This is a genomic window from Streptomyces davaonensis JCM 4913 (assembly GCF_000349325.1).
GTDB lineage: Bacteria > Actinomycetota > Actinomycetes > Streptomycetales > Streptomycetaceae > Streptomyces > Streptomyces davaonensis.
In genome coordinates, this window is sequence record NC_020504.1 from 6,387,607 (window position 1) to 6,412,606 (window position 25,000).

Annotated in this window: 16 protein-coding genes and 1 pseudogene; 13 read left to right on the forward strand and 4 right to left on the reverse strand. The window is 70.6% G+C overall.

All coding sequences use genetic code 11. The annotated features are described in order from the left end of the window. The first annotated feature begins 335 nt into the window (after window positions 1-335). The 9 genes and pseudogenes from leuS to BN159_RS28370 all read left to right on the forward strand — a co-directional run bounded on the left by leuS (window position 336) and on the right by BN159_RS28370 (window position 11,461). Window positions 336-3,206, forward strand: a complete 2,871-nt coding sequence (leuS, locus tag BN159_RS28330; protein ID WP_015660437.1) for a leucine--tRNA ligase — start codon at window positions 336-338, stop codon at window positions 3,204-3,206. Between the two features lie 144 nt (window positions 3,207-3,350). Next, window positions 3,351-4,139, forward strand: a complete 789-nt coding sequence (locus tag BN159_RS28335; RefSeq protein WP_015660438.1) for a hypothetical protein — start codon at window positions 3,351-3,353, stop codon at window positions 4,137-4,139. A 71-nt stretch (window positions 4,140-4,210) separates the two neighbouring features. Further along, window positions 4,211-5,056 (forward strand): DegV family protein, encoded by an 846-nt coding sequence (locus BN159_RS28340; protein WP_015660439.1) that lies wholly within the window; start codon window positions 4,211-4,213, stop codon window positions 5,054-5,056. A gap of 116 nt (window positions 5,057-5,172) precedes the next feature. Then, entirely contained in the window at window positions 5,173-6,132 is a 960-nt protein-coding gene (locus BN159_RS28345; RefSeq protein ID WP_086016464.1) for a ComEA family DNA-binding protein, read from the forward strand. 11 nt (window positions 6,133-6,143) lie between these two features. Further along, window positions 6,144-8,613 (forward strand): annotated as a pseudogene (locus tag BN159_RS28350) (ComEC/Rec2 family competence protein). A 4-nt stretch (window positions 8,614-8,617) separates the two neighbouring features. Then, window positions 8,618-9,445 (forward strand): arylamine N-acetyltransferase family protein, encoded by an 828-nt coding sequence (locus tag BN159_RS47180; protein WP_015660442.1) that lies wholly within the window; start codon window positions 8,618-8,620, stop codon window positions 9,443-9,445. 37 nt (window positions 9,446-9,482) lie between these two features. Beyond that, window positions 9,483-9,728 (forward strand): hypothetical protein, encoded by a 246-nt coding sequence (locus BN159_RS28360; protein WP_015660443.1) that lies wholly within the window; start codon window positions 9,483-9,485, stop codon window positions 9,726-9,728. Between the two features lie 149 nt (window positions 9,729-9,877). Next, window positions 9,878-10,867: a DNA polymerase III subunit delta gene (gene holA, locus BN159_RS28365; protein ID WP_041819953.1), complete on the forward strand. Its 990-nt coding sequence runs from the start codon at window positions 9,878-9,880 to the stop codon at window positions 10,865-10,867. 198 nt (window positions 10,868-11,065) lie between these two features. Further along, entirely contained in the window at window positions 11,066-11,461 is a 396-nt protein-coding gene (locus tag BN159_RS28370; RefSeq protein WP_015660445.1) for a nuclear transport factor 2 family protein, read from the forward strand. Between the two features lie 215 nt (window positions 11,462-11,676). Here BN159_RS28370 and rpsT read toward each other — a convergent pair whose 3' ends face one another. Next, a complete protein-coding gene (gene rpsT / locus BN159_RS28375) occupies window positions 11,677-11,943 on the reverse strand; it encodes a 30S ribosomal protein S20 (RefSeq protein ID WP_015660447.1) in 267 nt (88 codons plus the stop codon). A gap of 241 nt (window positions 11,944-12,184) precedes the next feature. Between rpsT and lepA the strand changes: the two genes are divergently transcribed. Together lepA and BN159_RS28385 are read left to right on the forward strand one after the other, a co-directional pair. After that, the gene (gene lepA, locus BN159_RS28380) at window positions 12,185-14,053 is read left to right on the forward strand and encodes a translation elongation factor 4 (RefSeq protein ID WP_015660448.1); all 1,869 of its coding nucleotides are present in this window, start codon (window positions 12,185-12,187) and stop codon (window positions 14,051-14,053) included. Between the two features lie 250 nt (window positions 14,054-14,303). Further along, window positions 14,304-16,178 (forward strand): AMP-dependent synthetase/ligase, encoded by a 1,875-nt coding sequence (locus BN159_RS28385; RefSeq protein ID WP_015660449.1) that lies wholly within the window; start codon window positions 14,304-14,306, stop codon window positions 16,176-16,178. Window positions 16,179-16,253: 75 nt separating this feature from the next. Here the strand turns inward: BN159_RS28385 and BN159_RS28390 are convergent, their stop codons facing one another. Together BN159_RS28390 and BN159_RS28395 are read right to left on the reverse strand one after the other, a co-directional pair. Further along, window positions 16,254-16,727, reverse strand: coding sequence for a response regulator (locus BN159_RS28390; protein ID WP_015660450.1), 474 nt, complete (start codon window positions 16,725-16,727; stop codon window positions 16,254-16,256). Continuing rightward, complete coding sequence (locus BN159_RS28395) at window positions 16,724-20,704, reverse strand: HAMP domain-containing protein (RefSeq protein ID WP_015660451.1); 3,981 nt, start codon at window positions 20,702-20,704, stop codon at window positions 16,724-16,726. Before BN159_RS28395 ends, BN159_RS28390 begins: the two co-directional genes overlap by 4 nt. A 180-nt stretch (window positions 20,705-20,884) precedes the next feature. Between BN159_RS28395 and BN159_RS28400 the strand changes: the two genes are divergently transcribed. Then, window positions 20,885-22,888, forward strand: a complete 2,004-nt coding sequence (locus BN159_RS28400) for a SpoIIE family protein phosphatase (protein WP_015660452.1) — start codon at window positions 20,885-20,887, stop codon at window positions 22,886-22,888. 27 nt (window positions 22,889-22,915) lie between these two features. Next, entirely contained in the window at window positions 22,916-24,148 is a 1,233-nt protein-coding gene (gene hemW / locus BN159_RS28405) for a radical SAM family heme chaperone HemW (protein ID WP_015660453.1), read from the forward strand. Between the two features lie 8 nt (window positions 24,149-24,156). Here hemW and BN159_RS28410 read toward each other — a convergent pair whose 3' ends face one another. Then, a complete protein-coding gene (locus tag BN159_RS28410) occupies window positions 24,157-24,972 on the reverse strand; it encodes a DUF3097 domain-containing protein (RefSeq protein WP_015660454.1) in 816 nt (271 codons plus the stop codon). Between the last annotated feature and the right edge of the window lie 28 nt (window positions 24,973-25,000).

The following is a 25,000-nucleotide window of genomic DNA, read 5'->3' on the forward strand; positions in this document are numbered from 1 at the left end:
AGCAGTACGCCATTTGAGTTATTGCGTTGTTATCAACGCGCCTGACGGGGCCGGTGTTGTCCTGCTAGGGGCCCTTACGCCGGGTAATAATTGAACTCTGTTCAACTTTTCTGAATCTTCACAACTGATTCGATGGTGCCGACCCGGTCGACGGCTGCGGTACCCTGACGCCATGCGTGCCGTACGCCTTCTGCTTAGCGAGCCGCGCTGATCAGCACCGGCCACCGTCGGAAAGAGTGGCCGGAATCGGCGCGGCGTCCCCTCCTGTGCGAGGGGATTTTTCGTTTCTTGGACGTCAGCCGCTGGCAGAGACGATCGATGGAGCTTTGAGGATCATGAGCGAGACGAACCCCGCTGCCGCTGCTGAGGTGGCCGCGCCGCACCGCTACACGGCCGCCATGGCCGAGCAGATCGAGGCACGCTGGCAGGACTTCTGGGACGCCGACGGCACCTACGCGGCGCCGAACCCGAGCGGCGACCTGGCGGGCGACCCCGCACTGGTCGCCAAGCCCAAGAAGTTCATCATGGACATGTTCCCGTACCCCTCCGGTGCGGGCCTGCACGTCGGCCACCCCCTGGGCTACATCGCCACCGATGTAGCCGCCCGGTTCCAGCGGATGACCGGCCACAACGTCCTGCACACCCTGGGCTTCGACGCCTTCGGCCTGCCCGCCGAGCAGTACGCGGTGCAGACCGGCACGCACCCGCGGGTGTCGACCGAGGCGAACATCGAGAACATGAAGGCGCAGCTGCGCCGCCTGGGCCTGGGCCACGACAAGCGCCGCTCGTTCGCCACGATCGACCCGGACTACTACAAGTGGACCCAGTGGATCTTCCTCCAGATCTTCAACTCCTGGTACGACGACGAGGCGAAGAAGGCCCGCCCGATCTCCGAGCTGATCGCCCAGTTCGACAGCGGTGAGCGCGGGGTGCGCGGCGAGCGCTCCTGGAACGAGCTGACCGCCGCCGAGCGCGCCGACGTCCTGAGCGAGTACCGCCTGGCCTACGCCTCCGAGGCACCGGTCAACTGGTGCCCCGGCCTGGGCACCGTGCTGGCCAACGAGGAGGTCACCGCCGAGGGCCGCTCCGAGCGCGGCAACTTCCCCGTCTTCAAGGCCAAGCTGCGCCAGTGGAACATGCGCATCACGGCCTACGCCGACCGGCTGCTGGACGACCTGGACGCGCTGGACTGGCCCGAGGCCATCAAGCTGCAGCAGCGCAACTGGATCGGCCGCTCCGAGGGCGCCCGCGTCGACTTCCCGATCGACGGCGAGCACATCACCGTGTTCACCACCCGCCCCGACACCCTGTTCGGTGCGAGCTACATGGTGCTGGCCCCCGAGCACCCGCTGGTCGAGAAGTTCACCCCGGCCGCCTGGCCCGAGGGCACCCACGACGTGTGGACCGGCGGTCACGCCACCCCGGCCGAGGCCGTCGCCGCCTACCGTGCGCAGGCCGCCTCGAAGTCCGACGTCGAGCGGCAGGCCGAGGCCAAGGACAAGACCGGGGTCTTCATCGGCGCGTACGCCACCAACCCGGTCAACGGCAAGCAGGTCCCGGTCTTCATCGCCGACTACGTCCTGATGGGCTACGGCACCGGCGCGATCATGGCCGTGCCCTGCGGCGACCAGCGTGACTTCGAGTTCGCGCGCGCCTTCGAGCTGCCGATCGTCTGCATCGTCGAGCCGACGGACGGCCGCGGCACGGACACCTCGACGTGGGAGGACGCGTTCTCCTCCTACGACGCGAAGATCATCAACTCCACGGGTGAGGGTGTCTCCCTGGACGGCCTGGGCGTCGCCGAGGCCAAGGCACGCATCACCGAGTGGCTGGAGCGCACCGGCACCGGCGAGGGCACCGTCAACTTCCGGCTGCGCGACTGGCTGTTCAGCCGCCAGCGCTACTGGGGCGAGCCCTTCCCGATCGTCTACGACGAGGACGGCACCGCGCACCCCCTGCCCGATTCGATGCTGCCGCTGGAGCTGCCCGAGGTCGAGGACTACTCCCCGCGCACCTTCGACCCGGACGACGCGAACACGTCGCCGGAGACGCCGCTGTCCCGCAACGAGGACTGGGTCAACGTCACGCTGGACCTGGGCGACGGTCCGAAGAAGTACCGCCGCGAGACCAACACCATGCCCAACTGGGCCGGTTCCTGCTGGTACGAGCTGCGCTACCTGGACCCGCACAACTCCGCCCGGCTGGTGGACCCGGACATCGAGCAGTACTGGATGGGCCCGCGTGAGGGCATGCCGCACGGCGGTGTCGACCTGTACGTCGGCGGCGCCGAGCACGCCGTGCTGCACCTGCTGTACGCCCGCTTCTGGTCCAAGGTGCTGTTCGACCTGGGGCACGTCTCCTCCGCGGAGCCGTTCCACAAGCTGTTCAACCAGGGCATGATCCAGGCCTACGTCTACCGCGACAGCCGGGGCATCGCGGTGCCGGCCGCCGAGGTGGAGGAGCGCGAGGGCGCGTACTACTACCAGGGCGAGAAGGTCTCCCGGCTGCTGGGCAAGATGGGCAAGTCCCTGAAGAACGCGGTCACTCCGGACGAGATCTGCGCGGAGTACGGCGCGGACACGCTGCGGCTGTACGAGATGGCGATGGGCCCGCTGGACGTCTCCCGGCCGTGGGACACCCGCGCGGTGGTCGGCCAGTTCCGGCTGCTCCAGCGGCTGTGGCGCAACGTCGTCGACGAGGCGAGCGGCGCGGTGACCGTCGTCGACGCCGAGGCCGACGAGGACACGCTGCGGGCGCTGCACAAGGCGATCGACGGGGTGCGCGGTGACCTGGAGGGCATGCGGTTCAACACCGCCATCGCCAAGGTGACCGAGCTGAACAACCATCTGACCAAGGCGGGCGGCGCGGTGCCGCGTTCGGTCGCCGAGGCGCTGGTGCTGCTGGTCGCCCCGCTGGCCCCGCACATCGCCGAGGAGCTGTGGCGCAAGCTGGGGCACGAGGACTCGGTGGTGCACCAGGACTTCCCGGTCGCCGATCCGGCGTATGTCGTCGACGAGACGGTGACCTGTGTCGTCCAGATCAAGGGCAAGGTCAAGGCCCGGCTGGAGGTCTCGCCGTCCATCTCCGAGGAGGAGCTGGAGAAGGTCGCGCTGGGTGACGACAAGGTCGTGGCGGCGCTGGACGGGGCGGGCATCCGGAAGGTGATCGTGCGGGCGCCGAAGCTGGTGAACATCGTTACGGCGTAGCGGCCGGGGGCTGCCTGCGAAGGCTGCCTCGGGGTGGTCCCCTACGGGCAGGTTCGGGGTTCTGCTGGAACTCCGGGCCTGCTCGCTGCGTTTACCGTGGAGAGCAGCGCGGCGTGTGCCGTGTTCGGTCGGAGGAGGAGCGTCGTGGGATCCGTGATCGCAGTCGTGGCCCTGCTCTTCGTGCTCCTTGTGGTGCTCGGCGTCTACGCCACGGTGAAGGCGGTCGGCGCCGCCAAACGCGCCGCGGACCGCACGATCACGCAGGCCCGGCGCACGGTGGAGGACCACACCCTGCGCGCCAAGTCCTTCGCCCAGCCGGGCCCCGTGGGCGAGCTGGCCCAGCTGCGGCTGAAGCTGCGCACCTCGATGCGCGCCACTCAGGACGCGCTGCACGCGGGCGTGGCCGAGGACGAGTCCCTGAAGGAGTCCCTCGGCCTCTTCGAGCGGCTCAGCGCCCACGGCCACGAACTCGACGACGAGCTGCGGCGCCTGGAGAGCGAACCGGACCGCTCGACCCTCGCCGAGCGGCTCCCGGCCCTGCGGGAGCGCACCGAGCGCATCGTCGGTTCGGCGGACTCCCTGCGCTGGGCGGCCCGCGACCGGGCCCGCCGGTTCGCCGACGACGACCTGGACTCGCTGAGCGCGCAGATCGACGTGGAGGCGGGGGCCCTGCGGCACTGGACCACCGAGGGCACGGGGACCACGGAGGCCGCCGGGACCACCGGGACCGCCGAGGGGACGCCTGCCGCCGGTCCGCCTCCGCCGTGGCCCGAGGCGCCGGTCGCCGACGCGCCTGCCGCCGCCCAGCAGACCTGGCCGGACACCCCGGAGCGGCGGACGGCCGAGGAGCCGACGAGGCCCGCCATCACCCCGCCGGACCCGCGCCCGGCCTACCCATGGGAGAAGAAGCCCCGCCCCGAGAGCACGACTTGATCCGGCCACGGCAGCCCAGGTGACAGGGCCCGGGCTGCCGCCCAGGCGCTACGCCAGGTAACCTCCAGCTCATGTCCCGCCATGTCGCGATCGTCACCGATTCAACGGCCTACCTGCCGCCGCGGACGATGGAGCGTCACGGCATCACAGCGGTGCCCCTGACCGTGGTCCTCGGCGACCAGGCGCTCGAAGAGGGCACCGAGATCTCGACCCGCTCCCTGGCCCAGGCTTTGCAGAAGCGGCGCCCCGTCACCACCTCCCGTCCCAGCCCCGGGCAGTTCGCCGAGACCTACCGCAGGGTCGCGGAGTCCGGCGCCACCGGCATCGTCTCGCTGCACCTTTCCGCCGAGCTGTCCGGCACCTACGACGCGGCCGTGCTCGCCGCTCGGGAGGCGCCGGTGCCGGTGCGGGTGGTGGACACCGGGATGATCGCCATGGCACTCGGCTTCTGCGCGCTTGCCGCGGCGGAGGTCGCGGAGACGGGCGGCACGGTCGACGAGGCGGTCACGGCGGCGGAGAAGCGGGCCGCGGGCACCTCCGCCTACTTCTACGTCGACACCCTCGACTATCTGCGCCGAGGTGGCCGGATCGGGGCGGCCCAGGCCCTGCTCGGCTCGGCACTCGCGGTGAAGCCGCTGCTCCAGCTCAACGGTGGCCGGATCGAGCCCCTGGAGAAGGTGCGGACGGCGTCGAAGGCCATCGCCCGCCTGGAGGAGATCGCGGCGGATCGGGCCGGCAGCGCGCAGGTCGACATCGCCGTGCACCATCTCGCCGCCCCGGACCGGGCGTCGGCGCTTGCGGACCGGTTGCGGACGCGGGTGCGGGGGCTGGCGGATCTGCATGTGAGCGAGGTGGGCGCGGTGATCGGGGCGCATACCGGGCCCGGACTGCTGGGGGTCGTGGTCTCGCCTCGGTGAGGGCTGCGGCGCCGGCGCTCACTCGTGCGGGTGAGGGAGTTATCCACAACTGGTGGATTCTCCCCGGGAATTGAGCAAGATCATCGCGGATCGTCGGGATGTCCCATCCTCGGCGTATGGCACTTCGATCAAGCACACGTACTCGCATTCGCGCAGGCGGCGCCGCCAGTGGGCCGGGTCGTGGCCCCCGCTCCGACGTCCGCACCCGTCACCGGCGCCCGCATCGGCCTGCTCCGGGCGAGGAGATTCGTCGGCGCGCGGAAGTGCTCTTCGGTGACCGGGCGAGGGAGGAACGGGAGTCGGGCAGCGGGCCGCCGCCGGAGGAGGAGGTGCATCCGCAGGCGGCCTCGGCCGACGTGCGGCCCGACTGGCGTGAGCGCGCCGGGCTCGCGCTGCGGGAGCGGCTGCCGCTGTGGGTGCAGGCCCGGTGCGGGCTGGAGCGGCGGAGCGTGGTCGCGCTCGCGATGGTGCTCGTCGTCGCGGCGGGGGTTGCCGCGCAGCACTTCTGGAGCGGGCGGACGCAGGGGGTGCGGGCACCCGAGGTGATTCGGGCGGGTCAGGACAGGGCTTCGTATGCGTATGGGAAGCCCGGTGCCGAACCGTCGGTCGGTGTGGCCGGTGCCTCGCCCGGGGCCTCCGCCGGGTCCGAGATCGTGGTGGACGTCAGTGGGAAGGTGCGGGAGCCGGGGATCCATCGACTGCCCGCCGGGTCCCGGGTCGATGACGCGCTGCGGGCGGCGGGTGGGGTGCGTCCGGGGAGCAGTACGGAAGGGCTCAACCGGGCGCGGTTCCTCGTCGACGGCGAGCAGGTCGTCGTGGGTGGGCCCGCGCCGGTGCAGGGCGCTGCCCCGGTGCCGGGCGCGGCGGGCGGAGCGGCACCGACGGCCCCCGTCTCCCTCAACACGGCCACCGCCGAGCAGCTCGACACCCTGCCCGGGGTCGGCCCGGTCCTGGCGCAGCACATCATCGACCACCGCACCCAGAGCGGCGGCTTCCGCTCGGTGGAGGAGCTGCGCGAGGTCAATGGCATCGGCGAGCGTCGCTTCGCCGATCTGCGGAATCTCGTACGGCCATGACTCGTACGGCCATGATCGGCGCCCCTGAAGCCGTACGTCCCGAGGTGCACGCGGCCTCCGGCAAGCGGCTCGGTGCGTCCCATCCGCGTCAGGAGGGTCCGACGGACCTTCGGCTCGTACCACCGGCGCTCGCGGCCTGGGCGACGGCGGCGCTGCTGCTGACCGCACCGGGCGGGTGGGCGGTCGGGGTGGCGGCCGTGGCTCTGGGACCGGCAGTCGTCCTGCTGTGGGCGCGGCGGCTCGCGTGGCCGCGCGTGTCGGTGGCCGCCGTTCTGCTCTGCGTCGCGGCGGCCGCCGCCTCGGCCGGGCTGCACGGTGCCGATCTGCGGCGCGGGCCGGTGCCCGAGCTGGCGCGGGAGTACGCCACCGTGACCGCGGAGGTCGAGCTGACCTCCGATCCCCGGCTCACCCGGCCCCGGGTCAGCGGGGACCGGACGACTCCGACGGCCGTGCTGATCGACGCCGAGGTACGGCGGGTGACGGTCGGTGGGGGACCGGCGGTGGTGACGCGGGCGCCGGTGCTGATGGTGGTGCGGGGGTCCCGGGGGTCGCCTTGGCTCGGGCTGCTGCCGTCCACCCGAGTGAGGGTGAGCGCACGGCTCGCGCCCGCGCTGACGGGCGGGGACCGGGTCGCGGGGGTGCTGCGGGTGCGGGGCGAGGCGGCGCCGGAGGTGGTGGCACCGGCCTCGGCGGCGCAGCGGTTCGCGGGGCGATTGCGCGCCGGGCTGCGCGAGGCGACCGACGGGCTTCCGGCGGACGCGCGGGCGCTGTTGCCGGGGCTGGTCGTCGGGGACACCTCGCGGATCACCCCGGAGCTGGACGAGGCGTTCAAGGAGACCGACCTCGCGCACACGCTCGCGGTCTCCGGGAGCAACCTCACGATCATCCTCGTGCTGCTCATCGGACCGCCGGGCACGGCCCGGCTCGCCGAGCGCCGTGGCCTTGCGCCGCGGCTCGGCCTGTCGCTGCGGACGACCGCGCTGTGCGGCGGGGCGCTCACGCTCGCCTTCGTCGTCGTGTGCAGACCGGACCCGAGTGTGCTGCGGGCCGCGGCCTGCGGTGCCGTGGTGCTGCTTGCCCTGGCGACCGGGCGCCGCCGGTCCCTGCTGCCCGCGCTGGCGACGGCCGTGTTGCTGCTGGTGCTGTTCGATCCGTGGCTGGCCCGCAGCTACGGGTTCCTGCTCTCGGTGCTGGCCACGGGGGCGCTGTTGCTGCTGGCGCCGCGCTGGAGTGCTGCGTTGCGGCGGCGCGGGGTCGGTCCGCGGTGGGCGGAGGCGGTGGCGGCCGCCGCGGCGGCGCAGGCGGTGTGCGCGCCGGTCGTGGTGGTGTTGTCGGCGCGGGTGAGCCTGGTGGCGGTGCCGTGCAATCTGCTGGCGGAGTTCGCCGTGGCGCCGGCCACGGTTCTCGGGTTCGCGGCGCTGGCCGTGGCACCGGTGGCGATGCCGGTGGCCAAGGCGCTGGCGTGGGGCGCGAGTTGGCCCGCCGGGTGGATCGCGGACATCGCGCGGACCGGGGCGGCGCTGCCCGGTGCGGGGATCGACTGGCCGGGCAGCTGGGCCGGGGCGGGACTGCTGCTCCTCGCCACGGGCGTCGGGCTCCTGGTCGGGCGGCGGCTGTGGCGGAACCCCTGGTGGTGCGGGGTCGGGGCGGTGCTGCTGATGCTGGCCGTGGTGCAGCCGCCACCGCTGGTGCGGGTGATCGACGGTTGGCCACCGCCGGGGTGGCGGCTGGTCATGTGCGATGTGGGGCAGGGGGACGCGGTGGTGCTGGCGGCGGGTGAGGGCGCGGGGGTGGTGGTGGACGCGGGGCCCGATCCGGAGCTGGTCGACCACTGCCTGCGCAGACTCGGCATCACCCGGATCCCCCTCATCGTCCTCACCCACTTCCACGTCGATCATGTGGCGGGTCTGCCGGGGGTGCTGCGCGGACGGGCCGTGGGGGAGATCGAGACGACCGGGTACGAGGAACCGGTGGAGCAGGCGGAGTTCGTCCGCAGGGAGGCCGCCGCGCGAGGTGTGCCGGTGACGCGGGCGGTGGCCGGGGAGCGACGGCGGACCGGGGAGCTGTCCTGGCAGGTGCTGTGGCCGCCGCCCGCTCCGGCGCCGGGACCGGAAGGTCCGAACGACGCGAGTGTCGCGTTGCTCGCGGAGGTGGCCGGGTTGCGGATCCTGCTGCTGGGGGATCTCGAACCTCCCGCTCAGCGGGCCCTGTTGAGGTCGGCGGCGGGTGGGCTGTCGGCGGGGGTGGATGTGCTGAAAGTGGCGCATCACGGGTCGGCGTACCAGGACCCCGACCTCATACGCGGGGCGGCTCCGCGGGTGGCGTTGATCTCGGCGGGCGAGGACAACAGCTATGGGCATCCGGCTCCCGGCACGGTCGCGGCGCTGCGGGCGGCAGGGGGCGGTGGTGCTGCGGACGGACGTGGACGGGGCGTTGGCGGTGGTGGGCGACGGCAAGGAACTGCGAGTGGCGGGAGACTGAGGTCATGAATTCCGCACAGGTTGATGCCTATCTGAGTCGGCTCGGTGTGAAGCATCCGGCGTGGCCCACTGTCGATGTCCTGCGCGAGCTGCATGTGCGCCACTTGCAGACCGTGCCGTTCGAGAACCTGTCGATCCACCTCGGCGAGGAGATCGTGTTGGAGGAGAAGCGGCTGCTGGACAAGTTGGTGGGGGCGCGGAGGGGAGGGTTCTGTTACGAACTGAACGGCGCGTTCGGGGCGTTGCTGGCGGCGCTGGGGTATGAGGTCACGCTGCTGGCGGGGCGGGTGTACGACCGTGACGGGCGGCTGGGGATCCCGTACGACCATCTCGCGCTGCGGGTGCGGACGGTCGACGGGGGTGAGTGGCTGGCCGACGTCGGGTTCGGGGCGCACAGCCACTTTCCGCTGGCGCTGGAGGCGCGGGGGGAGCAGCCGGATCCCGCGGGTGTGTTCCGGATCGTGGAGGCGGGGGCGGATGCGGCGGGGGTGCGCGGTGGGTACCGGGTGCCGGAGGCGGCGGACCTGGACGTCGTGATGAACGGCAGGCCGGAGTACCGGTTGGAGACGCGGCCCCGGGTGCTGGGTGACTTCGTCACCGGGGCGTGGTGGCAGTGCACCTCGCCTGCCTCGCACTTCACGCGGTCGCTGGTGTGTACGCGGGTGACGGAGGACGGGGGGCGGATCACTTTGAGCGGGCGGACGTTGAAGACGACCGGGGCGGACGGGGTGAAGGTGGAGCGGCACCTGGCGACGGACGAGGAGGTGCTGACGGCGTATCGGGAGCGGTTCGGGATCGAGCTGGAGCGGGTGCCGGTGGTGCGGAAGGGGTGAGGGGCGGTGGGGGTGTGCGCGGCTGGAGAATGGGCGCGTGAGTGATGTGAGACATGTGCTGGTGCTGCCTGATCGTGACGCGGCGGAGGAGGTCGTGGAGGCGCTCAGGGAGCGGTTCGGGGTGGATGAGGAGCCTCGGATGGTGCGGGATGCGTTGGCCGGGGAGGACGACGCGGAGGACGCGCAGTGGTTGGTGGTGCTGCGGGACGAGGGTGCGGTGCTTGATCCTGCGGAGCTGGATGCGTTTGCGGGGGAGTGGGATGGGTGGCGGGAGGAGCCGTAGGCCTGCCCTGACTGTTGCCCGGCGTGGTGGCTGACGTGGGGTGGGTGCGCTGGGCCCGCGCTTGCGGGGTGCCGCTGCGCCCACCAGTGCCGCGGCGCCGCTGCCAGGCGCGGCCCTCGCTGTCAGTGGCCCGTGCCATCCTTGTTCCGATGGCCAAGAAGAGTGCTGCTGATGATCTGCTTGCCCCCGTGACTCTTGCCGTGGGGCAGGAGGAGTTGTTGCTTGATCGGGCTGTGCAGGAGGTGGTGCGGGCCGCCAAGGCTGCTGATGCCGATACCGACGTACGGGATCTGAGTTCCGAGCAGCTTCAGCCGGGGACCCTTGCCGAGCTGACCAGCCCCTCGCTCTTTGCCGAGCGCAAGGTCGTTGTCGTGCGGAATGCTCAGGATCTGTCCGCCGACACCGTCAAGGACGTCAAGGCGTATCTGTCGGCGCCCGCCGAAGAGATCACCCTTGTGTTGCTTCATGCCGGTGGGGTCAAGGGCAAGGGGCTGCTCGACGCCGCGCGGAAGGCCGGGGCTCGGGAGGTCGCCTGTCCCAAGATGACCAAGCCTGCTGATCGGCTGGCGTTCGTGCGGCAGGAGTTCCGGGCCACCGGTCGGTCCGCCACGCCCGAGGCGTGTCAGACGCTGGTCGACGCCATCGGCAGCGATCTGCGGGAGCTGGCCTCCGCCGTGTCGCAGCTGGTCGCCGATGTCGAGGGGACCATCGACGAGGCAGTTGTCGGGCGGTACTACACCGGGCGGGCCGAGGCCTCCAGCTTCACCGTCGCCGATCGGGCTGTCGAGGGGCGGGCCGCGGAGGCGTTGGAGGCGCTGCGCTGGTCGCTGGCCACCGGTGTGGCGCCCGTCCTGATCACCAGCGCTCTGGCACAGGGCGTCAGAGCCATCGGCAAGCTGTCCTCCGCGCGCGGTGGGCGCCCCGCCGATCTCGCCCGTGAGCTGGGCATGCCGCCCTGGAAGATCGACCGGGTGCGTCAGCAGATGCGCGGCTGGACTCCCGACGGCGTCGCCCTGGCCCTGCGCGCCGTCGCCGAGGCCGACGCCGGAGTCAAGGGCGGCGGGGACGACCCCGAGTACGCCCTGGAGAAGGCGGTAGTCACGATCGCGAGGGCGGCCCGCTCCGGCAGAGGCCGCTGACAGGGGCGCGGGGCTGTATCAATGTGCGGCTCCGCCGCGTGGGCGCGACCAGCCACGACGCCGCCGCAGCCGCCCGACGACACAGCCCGGCACCCTGGATCGGCGCTCACCCGACTCCCCAGGCCGATCCCCAGCACGCGGAGCAGAATTGTGCCTGTCAGCCGCCCATCCGCCGGATAACGAAAGGTGGCGGTAACCATGGCTGAGCACCCCCACGCACAGCTCGTCCGCAAGGGCTACGAGGCGTTCGCGCGCGGTGACATGGAAACGTTGCGCGGACTGATGACGTCGGACTGTACGCAGCACGTACCCGGCAACCACCCGCTCTCGGGTGACTACAAGGGGCAGGACGCGATCATCGGGATGTACGGCCGGCTCGCCGAGGAGACTCAGGGCACCATGCGGGCCGAGCTGATGTCCCTCATGGTCGACGGCCGGGGCCACGTCGTGGCCATGCACCGTTTCACCGCCGACCGCAACGGCAAGCACCTCGACGAGAACGGCTGCATCGTCTTCCGGATCGTCGGGGACAAGGCCACCGACCTCGATGAATGCGTCGAGGACATCGACCGGGCCAACGAGTTCTGGAGCTGACCGAGGCGCACATGCCGAAGGCCCCGGTGCCCGCCCTGGGGAAGGGCGAGGCGCCGGGGCCTTCGGTTCACGATGTCGAGCCCGTACCCGCGTGGCGAACGCAGGCCGCGTACAGGCTCTGGGTGCCGGTCGGGAGCGGATGAGAGAGGGCCCGCTCTGGGTCCTACCGGGCGCTGGATCCGGCGAACCGGATCCGATCAGACCAGATAAGGGGTTCAGCCCTTGAGGGAGGCGACCTTCGAAGCAAGCGCCGACTTCTTGTTGGCGGCCTGGTTCTTGTGGATGACGCCCTTCGAGACGGCCTTGTCGAGCTGACGCGCGGCAGCGCGCTGGTACTCGGTGGCCTTCTCGACGTCACCCGCGGCAGCGGCCTCGCGGGCCTTGCGGATCGCGGTCTTCAGGGAGGACTTGACGGCCTTGTTGCGCAGCCGAGCCTTCTCGTTGGTCTTGATCCGCTTGATCTGGGACTTGATGTTCGCCACTGATTGAGCCTTTTCAGGTTCAGGCACGGGACCGCGAGGGACCCCTGCCAGGTGATTTCTTGGGGTGTGCCTCGTGCTGAGAGGGCATGAGACACAGCCACCCAGACTACCAGCGGCCCTGCGGGCGGCCCAAACCGGTCTCCGGTCGCCACCCGTGGGACCATGGAGCCTACGTATAGACCCGATCGTTCCGACCCGAGACCGCAGACGGCTGCGGACACCTCAAGAATCAGGACCCTGCGTGCCCGCGATCCCTAGCCATGTGCCCGAGCCGAGCCGAACCGACCCGGCTCTGATCCGCAATTTCTGCATCATCGCGCACATCGACCACGGCAAGTCCACGCTCGCCGACCGGATGCTCCAGCTGACCGGTGTGGTCGAGCAGCGGCAGATGCGCGCTCAGTACCTCGACCGCATGGACATCGAGCGCGAGCGCGGCATCACCATCAAGTCCCAGGCCGTGCGTCTGCCCTGGGCGCCCACCACGGACCCGGGCAACACGCACATCCTCAACATGATCGACACCCCGGGGCACGTCGACTTCACCTATGAGGTCTCCCGGTCGCTCGCCGCCTGCGAGGGCACCATCCTCCTGGTGGACGCAGCTCAGGGCATCGAGGCGCAGACCCTCGCCAACCTCTACCTGGCGATGGAGAACGACCTCACGATCATCCCCGTACTGAACAAGATCGACCTGCCGGCGGCGCAGCCCGAGAAGTTCGCCGAGGAGCTCGCCAACCTGGTGGGCTGCGAGCCGGACGACGTCCTGCGGGTCTCCGCCAAGACGGGTGTCGGTGTGGACGGACTGCTCGACAAGGTCGTACGGGAGATCCCCGCCCCGGTCGGCGTCAAGGACGCCCCCGCGCGCGCCATGATCTTCGACTCGGTCTATGACTCCTACCGCGGTGTCGTGACGTACGTCCGGGTCATCGACGGCCAGCTCAACAAGCGCGAGCGCATCAAGATGATGTCGACGGGCGCGACGCATGAGCTGCTGGAGATCGGGACGAACTCGCCCGAGATGCTCGGCGCCGACGGCCTCGGCGTCGGTGAGGTGGGCTACCTCATCACCGGCGTGAAGGACGTCCGCCAGTCCAAGGTCGGTGACACCGTCACCAGCCAGCAGAAGGGGGCGACCGAGGCGCTCGGGGGCTACAAGGACCCGAAGCCCATGGTCTTCTCCGGGCTCTATCCGCTGGACGGCTCCGACTACCCCGAGCTGCGCGAGGCCCTGGACAAGCTCCAGCTCAACGATGCCGCACTCGTATACGAGCCGGAGACCTCCGCCGCCCTCGGCTTCGGCTTCCGCGTCGGCTTCCTGGGACTGCTCCACCTCGACGTGATCCGTGAGCGCCTGGAGCGCGAGTTCGGCCTCGACCTGATCGCGACCGCGCCCAACGTGGTCTACCGGGTCGTGATGGAGGACGGCAGCGAGCACACCGTCACCAACCCGAGCGAGTTCCCCGAGGGCAAGATCAACGAGGTGTACGAGCCGGTCGTACGCGCCACGATCCTCGCGCCCACCGAGTTCATCGGCTCGATCATGGAGCTGTGCCAGACCCGGCGCGGCACCCTGCTCGGCATGGACTACCTCTCCGAGGACCGGGTGGAGATCCGCTACACCCTCCCCCTCGCCGAGATCGTCTTCGACTTCTTCGACCAGCTGAAGTCGAAGACGCGCGGTTACGCCTCCCTGGACTACGAGCCCACCGGCGAGCAGACCTCCAGCCTGGTCAAGGTCGACATCCTGCTGCACGGCGACAAGGTGGACGCCTTCTCGGCGATCACCCACAAGGACGCCGCCTACGCCTACGGTGTGCGGCTCGTCGCCAAGCTCCGCGAGCTCATCCCGCGGCAGGCCTTCGAGGTGCCCATCCAGGCCGCCATCGGCTCCCGGGTCATCGCCCGCGAGACGATCCGCGCCATCCGCAAGGACGTCCTCGCCAAGTGCTACGGCGGTGACATCTCCCGTAAGCGGAAGCTGCTGGAGAAGCAGAAGGAGGGCAAGAAGCGGATGAAGATGGTGGGTTCCGTGGAAGTTCCCCAGGAAGCCTTCATCGCCGTGCTGAGCAGTGATGACAGCGCGGGGTCGGGCAAGGGCAAGAAGTAACCGCCGGTTACCGCCGTCCGGCCTGGCAAAACGGGCACTCAGGGGTCCGTCGTACGAAAGTGCGGCGGGCCCCTGCGCACGTGAGGGGCCGGTCTCTGTAGGAAGTGACAGGGCGCGGGCTCTTACGCCCCGGCCGGTCGACCTTTACTCTGATCCCTGCTCGATAGTTACTCGCGAGTTAAACAACGGCGCGAGTGTGAACCAGCCGCACCCTGAGCCAGCCGCAATGTCGCGGGCCCCGGAGGATGTCGTGAGTGACACACAGACTTTGATCGAGAACCGCCCGCCGAGCGTGGCGGCCCTCTTCCTGGAGCGCGTGGCGGCCACGCCGGACGCAGAGGCCTATCGCTATCCGGTGCCGAACGCCGCCGGCGAGGGCCCGGACGACTGGAAGTCGCTGAGCTGGGCCCAGGCCGCCGAACGGGTCTACGCGATCGCGGCGGGCCTGATCGAACTGGGCGTGACGCCCGAGCAGCGGGTCGCCCTCGCCGCCTCGACCCGGATCGAGTGGATCCTCTCCGACCTCGGCATCATGTGCGCGGGCGCGGCCACCACCACGATCTATCCGCAGACGAACGCGGACGAGTCGGCGTTCATCCTCTCCGACTCCGACAGCCGGGTGCTGATCGCCGAGGACGCGGCCCAGCTGGCCAAGGCGGTCGAGAAGCACGGCGAGCTGCCCGACCTCACCCATGTCGTGGTGATCGACCCGACCGGTGTGGAGACCGCCGACTGGATCCTCACCCTGGACGAGCTGGAGAAGCGCGGCGCCGCTCGGCTGGAGAAGGACCCCGATCTGATCAAGGAGCGGGTCGGCGCCATCACCAAGGACCAGCTCGCCACGCTGATCTACACCTCCGGCACCACCGGCCGCCCCAAGGGCGTGCGCCTGCCGCACGACAACTGGTCGTACATGGCCAAAGCCATCGCCGCGACCGGTCTGGTCGGCCCCGAGGACGTGCAGTACCTGTGGCTGCCGCTGGCGCACGTCTTCGGCAAGGTGCTCACCTCCGGCCAGATCGAGGTCGGCCATGTCACCGCCGTCGACGGCCGCGTCGACAAGATCATCGAGAACCTTCCGGTCGTCCAGCCGACGTACATGGCGGCCGTCCCGCGGATCTTCGAGAAGGTCTACAACGGGGTCGTCGCCAAGGCCCGTGCGGGCGGCGGTGCCAAGTACAAGATCTTCCAGTGGGCCGCCGGGGTGGCCCGTGAGTACGCCAAGGTCAGCCAGGACAACTTCCGGCGCACCGGCACGGCGTCGGTGCCCTTCGGGCTCGGCGCGAAGCACAAGGTCGCCGACACCCTCGTCTACTCCAAGCTGCGGGAGGCCTTCGGCGGCCGGCTGCGGGCCTGTGTCTCCGGCTCGGTCGCGCTGGCCCCGGAGATCGGCTACTTCTTCGCCGGCGCCGGCATCCACATCCTGGAGGGCTACGGCCTCACCGAGTCCTCGGCGGCGTCCTTCGTGAACCCGGGCGAGGCGTACCGCACCGGCACGGTCGGCAAGCCGCTGCCCGGCTGCGAGGTCCGGATCGCCGACGACGGCGAGATCCTGTTGCGCGGGCCCGGCATCATGGAGGGCTACCACGGGCTGCCCGAGAAGACGGCGGAGGTGCTGGAGCCGGACGGGTGGTTCCACACCGGGGACATCGGCGAGCTGTCGCCCGACGGCTATCTGCGGATCACCGACCGCAAGAAGGACCTGTTCAAGACGTCCGGCGGCAAGTACATCGCGCCGACCGAGATCGAGGGCTCGTTCAAGTCGGTGTGCCCGTACGTGTCCAACATCCTGGTGCACGGCGCGGACCGGAACTTCTGTGCGGCGCTCATCGCGCTGGACGAGGTCTCGATCATGGGCTGGGCCGCGGAGAACGGGCTCGGTGGGAAGTCGTACGCGGAGGTCGTTGCCGCGGAGCAGACCATTGCGATGGTCGACGGTTATGTGAAGCAGCTCAATGCGGGGCTTCAGCGGTGGCAGACCATCAAGCAGTTCCGGCTGCTTCCTCGGGATCTCGATGTGGAGCACGGGGAGATCACGCCGTCGCTGAAGCTGAAGCGGCCGGTTGTGGAGCGGGAGTACGCGCATCTTCTTGAGGAGATGTACGCCGGTACTCGCGAGGCGTAGGGGTTTGCTGGGGAGCGTGCGCGGCCTGCTGGTGCGTTGTGGCTGGTCGCGCAGTTCCCCGTGCCCCTGAGGGAGTTATCCTTGCCCTTTGTTCAGCAGCTCTCTCAGTTCCTGCACTTCTGCTCGCAGTGCTTCCAATTGCAGTTGCTTGCTGTGCAGCTCCAGGAACACCCTGACCTTTGCCCGTAGCACCCACGGGTCGAAGGGCTTCGTCAGGTAGTCCGCCGCCCCCGTCGCGTAGCCGCGGAACGCATAGCCGGAGTCGTCCTCCGCGCCCGTCAGGAAGATGATCGGGACGTCCTTCGTCTGGTCCAGGCGTTTGATGTTTGCCGCTGTCTCGAAGCCGTCCATGCCGGGCATGCGGATGTCCAGGAGGACCAGGGCGAAGCGGCGGCGGAGGAGGGCCTTCATGGCCTCCTCGCCCGAACGGGCCCGGACCAGGGGTTCGTTGAGGGAGCCCAGGACCGCCTCCAGGGCGATCAGGTTGTCCTCCATGTCGTCGACGAGAAGGATCCCGGCGCGCTCTTCGTGTACGTCTTCGGCGTTCATGGTGCTGCTTCCTCGTCTGCTTCCTCCGGGTCCAGCAGGGTGCAGGCGACCGTGAGCAGCCGGTCGACGTCCACCGGCTTGGGTACGTAGTCGTTGGCGCCGCGCGCGATGGACTTCTCGCGGTCGCCGGGCATGGCCTTCGCGGTCAGCGCGATGATGGGCAGGCCCACCCAGCGCGGGGTGCGACGGATCGCGGCGATGGTCTCGTAGCCGTCCATCTCCGGCATCATGATGTCCATCAGGATGAGTTCGACGTCAGGGTTGCGCTCCAGGGTCTCGATGCCCTCGCGGCCGTTCTCCGCGTAGAGCACGGGCATGCCGACCCGGCCGAGGACATGGGTCAGCGCGAACACATTGCGGATGTCGTCGTCCACGATCAACACCCGCCGCCCGGACAGCACTTGGCCGGCCCGGCCCGACTGCCACTCCTCCAGCTTGGTCGGCACCGGCCAGGCGTCGTCGATCTCCGGCACCGGTGACACCTGCTCGGGCAGCAGTACGGCGCTTCGGTCGTCGGTGACCGGGTGGCCGGGGCTGACGACGGGGACGTAAAGGGTGAAGGTGGAGCCCTTTCCGGGCTCGCTCTCCGCGACGATACGGCCGCCCAGCAGGCCCGCGATCTCGCGGCTGATGGACAGACCGAGCCCGGTGCCGCCGTACTTGCGGTTGGTGGTGCCGTCGGCCTGCTGGAACGCCTCGAAGATCACCGGGAGTTTCTCCGACGCGATGCCGATGCCGGTGTCGGAGACCGCGAAGGCGATCACCTCGCCGCCCTCCCGGACCCCCGCGTCCTCGGGGTCCTTGACCCGGCCGACGCTGAGCTCGACCCGGCCCGACGCGGTGAACTTGATGGCGTTGGAGAGCAGATTGCGCAGGATCTGCTGGAGCCGCTGCTCGTCGGAGTACATCTCGCGCGGTACGTCCTCGCCCACCGACACCTCGAAGGCGAGGCCCCGGTCGTGGGTGAGCGGGCGGAAGGTGGCGTGGACGTAGTCGAGGAGTTTGATCAGCGGCAGGCGTTTCGGGCGTACGTCCATCCGGCCCGCCTCGATCTTCGAGAGGTCGAGGATGTCGTTGATCAGCTGGAGGAGGTCCGAGCCCGAGCGGTGGATCGTCGAGGCGAACTGGACCTCCTGGTCGGAGAGATGGCCGTCCGGGTTGTCCGAGAGCAAGCGGGCGAGGATCAGCAGGGAGTTCAGCGGGGTGCGCAGTTCGTGCGACATGTTCGCCAGGAACTCCGACTTGTACTGCGACGACGTCGCCAGGAGCGCCGCCTTCTCCTCCAGTTCCGCGTTCGAGCGCTGGAGCTCCGCCTGCTGCTTCTGGAGTTCGTCCGAGCGTTCCTGGAGCTGCATGGCCAGGCGCTGGGACTCGCCGAGGAGGGACTCCGTGCGGGAGTTGGCGATGATGGTGTTGATCGCGACGCCGATGGTGTTCACGAACTGGTCGAAGAACGCCAGATGGACGTCGGAGAAGCGGGAGAAGGAGGCCAGTTCGATCACCCCGAGGAGCTTGTCCTCGAAGAGGATCGGGATGATCACGATGGTGGTGGGGGCCGCTTCGCCGAGACCGCTGTTGATTTTGATGTAGTCCGGCGGGGCCTCCTCGACGAGGATCCGCTGCTTCTCCCGGGCCGCCTGCCGGACCAGTCCGTGCACGGGCAGTCCGCCGGTCTCCACGGTCGCGCCCTGGGCGGCGCCGTAACCGGCGATGAAGGCGAGGCCCTTGGCGGGCACGGTGGTGTGCAGCGCGGGGCCGTCCTCCTCCGGGTCGGCCAGGAAGAACGCGCCGTACTGGGCGTTCACCAGCGGGGTCAGTTCGCGCAGGATCAGGTCGGCGACCTCCATCAGGTCCCGGTGGCCCTGCATCAGGGCGGCGAGGCGGGCGAGGTTGGATTCCAGCCAGTCCTTGGCGCGGGTCGTCTCGCGCAGGTTGGCCACCATCAGGTTGATGTTGTCCTTCAGTTCGGCGACCTCGCCCCGCGCCTCGACCGTGATCGAGCGGGACATGTCGCCCTGGGCCACGGCGGAGGCGACCTCGGCGATCGCGCGGACCTGGGTGGTCAGGTTAGAGGCGAGTTCGTTCACGTTGGTCGTCAGGCGCTTCCAGGTGCCGTAGACGCCCTCGACCCTTGCCTGGCCGCCGAGTTGGCCCTCGGAGCCGACCTCGCGGGCCACCCGGGTGACCTCGGAGGAGAAGGAGGAGAGGGTGTCGACCATGGTGTTGATGGCGGTCTTCAGCTCCAGGATCTCGCCGCGCGCGTCCACGTCGATCTTCTTGGAGAGGTCGCCGTTGGCGACGGCGGTGGTGACCTGGGCGATGTTGCGGACCTGCGAAGTCAGGTTGTCGGCCATGTAGTTGACGTTGTCCGTCAGGTCCCGCCAGACGCCGGAGACGCCCAGCACCTGGGCTCGGCCGCCGAGCCGGCCGTCGGTGCCGACCTCGCGGGCGACCCTGGTCACCTCGTCGGCGAAGGCGCGCAGTTGCTCCACCATCGTGTTGACGGTGTCCTTCAGCTCCAGGATCTCGCCGCGCGCGTCGACGGTGATCTTCTTGGAGAGGTCGCCGTTGGCGACGGCGGTGGTGACCTGGGCGATGTTGCGGACCTGCGAAGTGAGGTTCAGAGCCATGAAGTTGACGTTGTCGGTGAGGTCCTTCCAGACGCCGCTCACGCCTCGCACCTGGGCCTGACCGCCGAGGTTTCCTTCGGTGCCGACCTCGCGGGCGACGCGGGTCACCTCGTCGGCGAAGGCGGAGAGCTGGTCGACCATCGTGTTGATGGTGGACTTCAGCTCCAGGATCTCGCCCTTCGCCTCCACGGTGATCTTCTTGCCGAGGTCGCCCTGGGCCACGGCGGTGGAGACCAGGGCGATGTTCCGCACCTGTGAGGTGAGGTTGTCGGCCATGAAGTTGACGTTGTCGGTGAGGTCCTTCCAGACGCCGCTCACGCCTCGCACCTGGGCCCGGCCGCCGAGGTTTCCTTCGGTGCCGACCTCGCGGGCGACGCGGGTCACCTCGTCGGCGAAAGCCAGGAGCTGGTCGACCATCGTGTTGATCGTCGACTTCAGCTCCAGGATCTCGCCCTGGGCGTCGACCGTGATCTTCTGGCTGAGGTCGCCGTTGGCGACGGCGGTGGTGACCTGGGCGATGTTGCGTACCTGTGAAGTCAGGTTCGACGCCATGAAGTTGACGTTGTCGGTGAGGTCCTTCCAGACCCCGGACACGCCCCGCACCTGGGCCCGGCCGCCCAACTGCCCCTCGGTGCCGACCTCGCGGGCGACGCGGGTCACCTCGTCGGCGAAGGCGGACAGCTGGTCCACCATCGTGTTGACGGTCAGCTTCAGTTCGAGCAGCTCACCGGTCGCCTCGACGGTGACCGTACGGGTCAGGTCGCCGCGCGCCACCGCCGTGGTCACCAGGGCGATGTCGCGCACCTGTGCCGTCAGCCGGGACGCCATGGTGTTGACCGCCTCGGTCACATCCCGCCAACTGCCGGACAGACCCTGCACCTTGGCGCGCCCGCCGAGCCGACCCTCGGTGCCGACCTCGCGGGCCACCCGGGTCACCTCGCCGGTGAACAGCGAGAGCTGGTCCACCATCTTGTTCACGGCCCGGCCCAGGCGCCGCAGATCACCGCGTAACTGCCGGGATCCGTCGTGCAGATCGACCCGCTGGGTCAGATCGCCGCCCGCCACCGCGTCCAGGACCCGGGTCGCGTTCGCCGCCGGGGCGACGATGGCGTCCAGGAGCTGGTTCACGTCGTTGACCCGGGCCGTCCAGGCGCCCTGACCCGGGCTCGCGGCCAGCCGTTCGTCCAGCCGGCCGTGCCGCACCAGCTCTCTTCTGACCCGCTGCACCTCGGAGTTGAAGTGCAGACTGCGGTTCATGATCTGGTTGTAGGCGGCGACCAGCTCCGCGACCAGACCAGTACCCGGATCGGACACCGGGTGGAAGTCGCCGTCCCGCGCGGATGTCATCGCGGCGAGCAGAGGACGGAGATCCGATGCTCGAATCTGTCCGTCTTCGAGCACGCGTGTACCACTGTTCTCACTCATGGCGGCCCACTTCGGTAACTCGGTGCTTATGGGCGTGGCCAGTCTGTCACTCTGTCCGCGTCGACTGAGGCGTATTCGTCCGAACCGATCGGGGAGCTGTCCATGGGTGCCATTCCGACGCAACGGGAGATCGCTTCCCGTGCCTCTGATGCGCCCGTGAACGAGCCCGTGGACGCACCGGTGCCCGAGGCCATGGGCGCGCCGCTGAACGAGCCCGTGCGCCCGCGCGCGTGGAGTTGTGCGACCCTGCCCGGGAGCCCCCTCGCGCCGGGCTCCGCCCGCGCACTCGTCCGCGCCGCCCTCGCCGACTGGACCGAACTCGGCCTGCCCGGCACCGAGCACCACACCCTGCGCCTGATCGACGACACCGTCCTGGTCGTCAGCGAACTCGTCACCAACGCCGTGGTGCACGCCGGGACGGACGTCGAGCTGGTGTGCCGCGCGGAGGAGGAGACCGGAGCGATCGTCGTCGAGGTCTCCGACCGCCATCCCGCGCGCGCCCCGCGCGTAGGCGCGGCCGAACCGGCGCACGGCACCCCGGAGTACGGCCGCGGCCTGAGCCTCGTCGCCCGGCTCGCCGAGGCCTGGGGCGTCACCTACCGCACCGGAGTGAAGACGGTCTGGGCCCGGCTGCCCGCCGAGGACGACCCCGAGGAGTTCGGGACCCACACCGGAGCGCACACCGGAGTGCACACCGGCCCGCACGCCGCCTCGCGCTCCGGCGCGACAGGGGCGCTCCCCGGCCCGAACCCCGGCCCGCGCGGCGCTATACCAGGTCCCGGACCGCGACGGCCCGAACGCGACCGGGACTGGCTCAACCGCGGCGCCCTCTCCTTCCTCGCCGAAGCCTCCGACCTGCTCGCCGGACAGCTCGACGAGAACCTGGTCGCCGCCCTCACCGGGCAGCTGCTGGTGCCCCGGCTCGCCGACTGGTGCGCGGTGTGGCTGGAGGACGAGGTCACCGGGCGCGGCTGGGCGCTGCCCGGCGCCACCGGCACCGGGCCCCGGCTGGCCCGGGTCTGGCACGGCAGCGAGAACCGCATCGAGGAACTGCGCCGGGCGCTGGAGAAGGACCCGCCGCGCCCGCCGGACGACCTGCGCTCCGGGCCCGTGCCGCACCCCTGGCCCGGCGAGGCGCTGGGGATGGCGCAATCCGTCGGTACGGCACTGGCGTACCGGCTGATCGCGGGCGGCCGCCCGCTGGGCACGCTGGTGATCGGGCGGGCCGGGCTCGCGGGGTTCCCGGACGAGGTCACCGGGCTCGTGGAGGACCTGGGCCGCCGGGTGGCGCTGGCCATCGGGGCGGCCCGGCAGTACGCCCGCCAGGCCACCATCAGCGCCGTCCTCCAGCGCGGGCTGCTGCCCGGTGCCGTCGCCGAGATCCCCGGCGTGCGCAGCGCCCTGGTCTACGAGCCCTGCGACAAGGGCGGTCCCAGCGGCGACTTCTACGACCTGTTCCCGGCCGGCGACGGCCGCTGGTGCTTCGCGGTCGGCGATGTGCAGGGCAAGGGCCCGGAGGCCGCGGTGGTGATCGGTCTCGCCCGGCCCTGGCTGCGGCTGCTGGCCCGCGAGGGGTACCGCGTCGCCGACGTCCTCGACCGCCTCAACCAGTTACTCCTGGACGACGCCACGGAGGCCGCCGACGCCGGCGCCCGCGCCCTGGTCGGCCCCGCGGCCCCGGGCGACGGCCCGCAGACGCGCTTCCTGTCCCTCCTCTACGGCGAGCTGGCCCCCTTCGACGGCGGAGTGCGCTGCACCCTCGCCTCCGCCGGACACCCGCTGCCCCTGCTGCTCGGCCCCGACGGGGCCGTCCGTACGGCCGCGCAGCCGCAGACCCTGCTCGGGGTCATCGAGGACGCCACGTACACCAGCGAGACCCTGGAGCTGCTCCCCGGGGACAGCCTGCTGTGCGTGACGGACGGCGTGACCGAGCGCCGATCGGGCTCCCGCCAGTTCGACGACGCCGACGGCCTCGCGACCGCGCTCGCCGGCTGCGCGGGGCTCAGCGCGCAGTCGATCGCCGAGCGGATCCGACGCCTGGTGCACGACTTCGGCGGCCGCCCACCCGAGGACGATCTGGCCCTGCTGGTGCTCCAGGCCGAGTAACGCGCGGGGTGCTGGACAATGGAAGGCATGCCTTCCGCACTTCCCGACGGTGAGCCGGTCCCCGACGACGGCACGCTGCCCGCGCCCGCGCTCGCCGGGTCCGCCGACCGCCCCCTGGGCTTCTACCTGCACGTCCCGTACTGCGCGACCCGCTGCGGCTACTGCGACTTCAACACCTACACGGCGACCGAGCTGCGCGGCACGGGCGGGGTACTGGCCTCCCGCGACAACTACGCGGACACGTTGATCGACGAGATCCGGCTGGCTCGAAAGGTACTGGGCGACGACGAGCGGGCGGTCCGCACGGTCTTCGTCGGCGGCGGTACGCCGACCCTGCTGGCGGCGGACGATCTCGTACGGATGCTGGCGGCGGTCCGCGACGAGTTCGGACTGGCGCCGGACGCGGAGATCACGACGGAGGCGAACCCGGAGTCGGTGGACCCGGCGTACCTCTCCCGACTGCGGGAGGGCGGCTTCAACCGGGTCTCGTTCGGCATGCAGAGCGCGAAGCAGCATGTGTTGAAGGTCCTGGACCGCACCCACACCCCGGGCCGCCCGGAGGCATGCGTGGCGGAGGCCCGCGCGGCGGGCTTCGAGCACGTCAACCTGGACCTGATCTACGGCACACCGGGGGAGTCGGACGACGACTGGCGGGCATCACTGGAGGCGGCGATCGGCGCCGGGCCGGACCACGTCTCGGCGTACGCCCTGATCGTCGAGGAGGGCACCCAACTCGCCCGCCGGATCCGCCGCGGCGAGGTCCCGATGACCGACGACGACGTCCACGCGGACCGCTACCTGATCGCCGAGGACGTGCTGTCCGGGGCGGGCTTCGACTGGTACGAGGTCTCCAACTGGGCCACCTCGGAGGCGGGCCGCTGCCTGCACAACGAGCTGTACTGGCGGGGCGCGGACTGGTGGGGCGCGGGTCCGGGGGCCCACTCGCACGTGGGCGGGGTGCGCTGGTGGAACGTGAAGCATCCGGGGGCGTACGCGGCGGCACTGGCCGAGGGGCGCTCACCCGGCGCCGGACGCGAGCTGCTGTCGGCGGAGGACCGCCGAGTGGAACGCATCCTGCTGGAGCTACGCCTCCGTGAGGGCGCCCCGCTGGAGCTGCTCCGGGAGGAGGGCCTCAACGCTTCCCGCCGAGCCCTGTCCGACGGCCTCCTCCAGAAGGGCCCGTACGACGAGGGACGAGCGGTGCTGACGCTGCGGGGGCGGCTGCTCGCCGACGCGGTGGTGCGGGATCTGGTGGACTGACCGGGGTCTCAGACCTCGCGGCCGACGGTGACGAAGTCGATCAGTTCCTCCACCCTCCCCAGCAGCTCCGGCTCCAGGTCCCTGTAGGACCCGACCCGCTTCAGGATCGCCTGCCACACGGCCCCCGTGTTCTCCGACGGCCACCCCAGCGCCCGGCACACCCCCGTCTTCCAGTCCTGGCCGTGCGGCACCCGGGGCCACGCCTCGATTCCCAGCGACGACGGCTTCACCGCCTCCCAGATGTCGATGTACGGGTGGCCCACCACGAGCGCGTGTTCGCTCGTGACCGACGCCGCGATCCGCGACTCCTTCGAGCCCGGCACCAGGTGGTCCACCAGAACACCCAGCCGCGCGTCCGGGCCCGGGGCGAAGTCCGCGACGATCGACGGGAGGTCGTCCACGCCCTCCAGGTACTCCACCACCACGCCCTCGATGCGCAGGTCGTCGCCCCAGACCTTCTCCACCAGTTCCGCGTCGTGGCGGCCCTCGACGTAGATGCGTCCGGCACGGGCCACGCGGGCGCGGGCGCCGGGGACGGCCACCGAGCCGGAGGCCGTACGGGAGGGCCGTGCCGGGGCCGGGGAAGCCGGACGTACGAGGGTCACCACACGGCCCTCCAGCAGGAAGCCCCTCGGCTCCAGCGGGAAGACCCGGTGCTTGCCGAAGCGGTCCTCCAGGGTCACCGTGCCCGCCTCGCAGCGGATCACCGCTCCGCAGAAGCCGGTGCCGGGCTCCTCCACCACCAGGCCGGCGTCGGCCGGGACCTCCGGGACGGGCTGGGGCTTCTTCCAGGGAGGGGTCAGGTCGGCGGAGTACTGGCGCATTCGGATGACGATAGGAGAAGCGGGATCC

What these genes read in the sequence shown, in the direction of transcription:
- leuS (WP_015660437.1), top strand. Translation starts at nt 336, where the DNA reads ATGAGCGAGACGAACCCCGCTGCCGCTGCTGAGGTGGCCGCGCCGCAC.
- BN159_RS28340 (WP_015660439.1), top strand. Translation starts at nt 4,211, where the DNA reads ATGTCCCGCCATGTCGCGATCGTCACCGATTCAACGGCCTACCTGCCG.
- BN159_RS28345 (WP_086016464.1), top strand. Translation starts at nt 5,173, where the DNA reads ATGGCACTTCGATCAAGCACACGTACTCGCATTCGCGCAGGCGGCGCC.
- BN159_RS47180 (WP_015660442.1), top strand. Translation starts at nt 8,618, where the DNA reads ATGAATTCCGCACAGGTTGATGCCTATCTGAGTCGGCTCGGTGTGAAG.
- holA (WP_041819953.1), top strand. Translation starts at nt 9,878, where the DNA reads ATGGCCAAGAAGAGTGCTGCTGATGATCTGCTTGCCCCCGTGACTCTT.
- BN159_RS28370 (WP_015660445.1), top strand. Translation starts at nt 11,066, where the DNA reads ATGGCTGAGCACCCCCACGCACAGCTCGTCCGCAAGGGCTACGAGGCG.
- BN159_RS28390 (WP_015660450.1), bottom strand. Translation starts at nt 16,727, where the DNA reads ATGAACGCCGAAGACGTACACGAAGAGCGCGCCGGGATCCTTCTCGTC.
- BN159_RS28395 (WP_015660451.1), bottom strand. Translation starts at nt 20,704, where the DNA reads ATGACATCCGCGCGGGACGGCGACTTCCACCCGGTGTCCGATCCGGGT.
- BN159_RS28400 (WP_015660452.1), top strand. Translation starts at nt 20,885, where the DNA reads ATGGGTGCCATTCCGACGCAACGGGAGATCGCTTCCCGTGCCTCTGAT.
- hemW (WP_015660453.1), top strand. Translation starts at nt 22,916, where the DNA reads ATGCCTTCCGCACTTCCCGACGGTGAGCCGGTCCCCGACGACGGCACG.
- BN159_RS28410 (WP_015660454.1), bottom strand. Translation starts at nt 24,972, where the DNA reads ATGCGCCAGTACTCCGCCGACCTGACCCCTCCCTGGAAGAAGCCCCAG.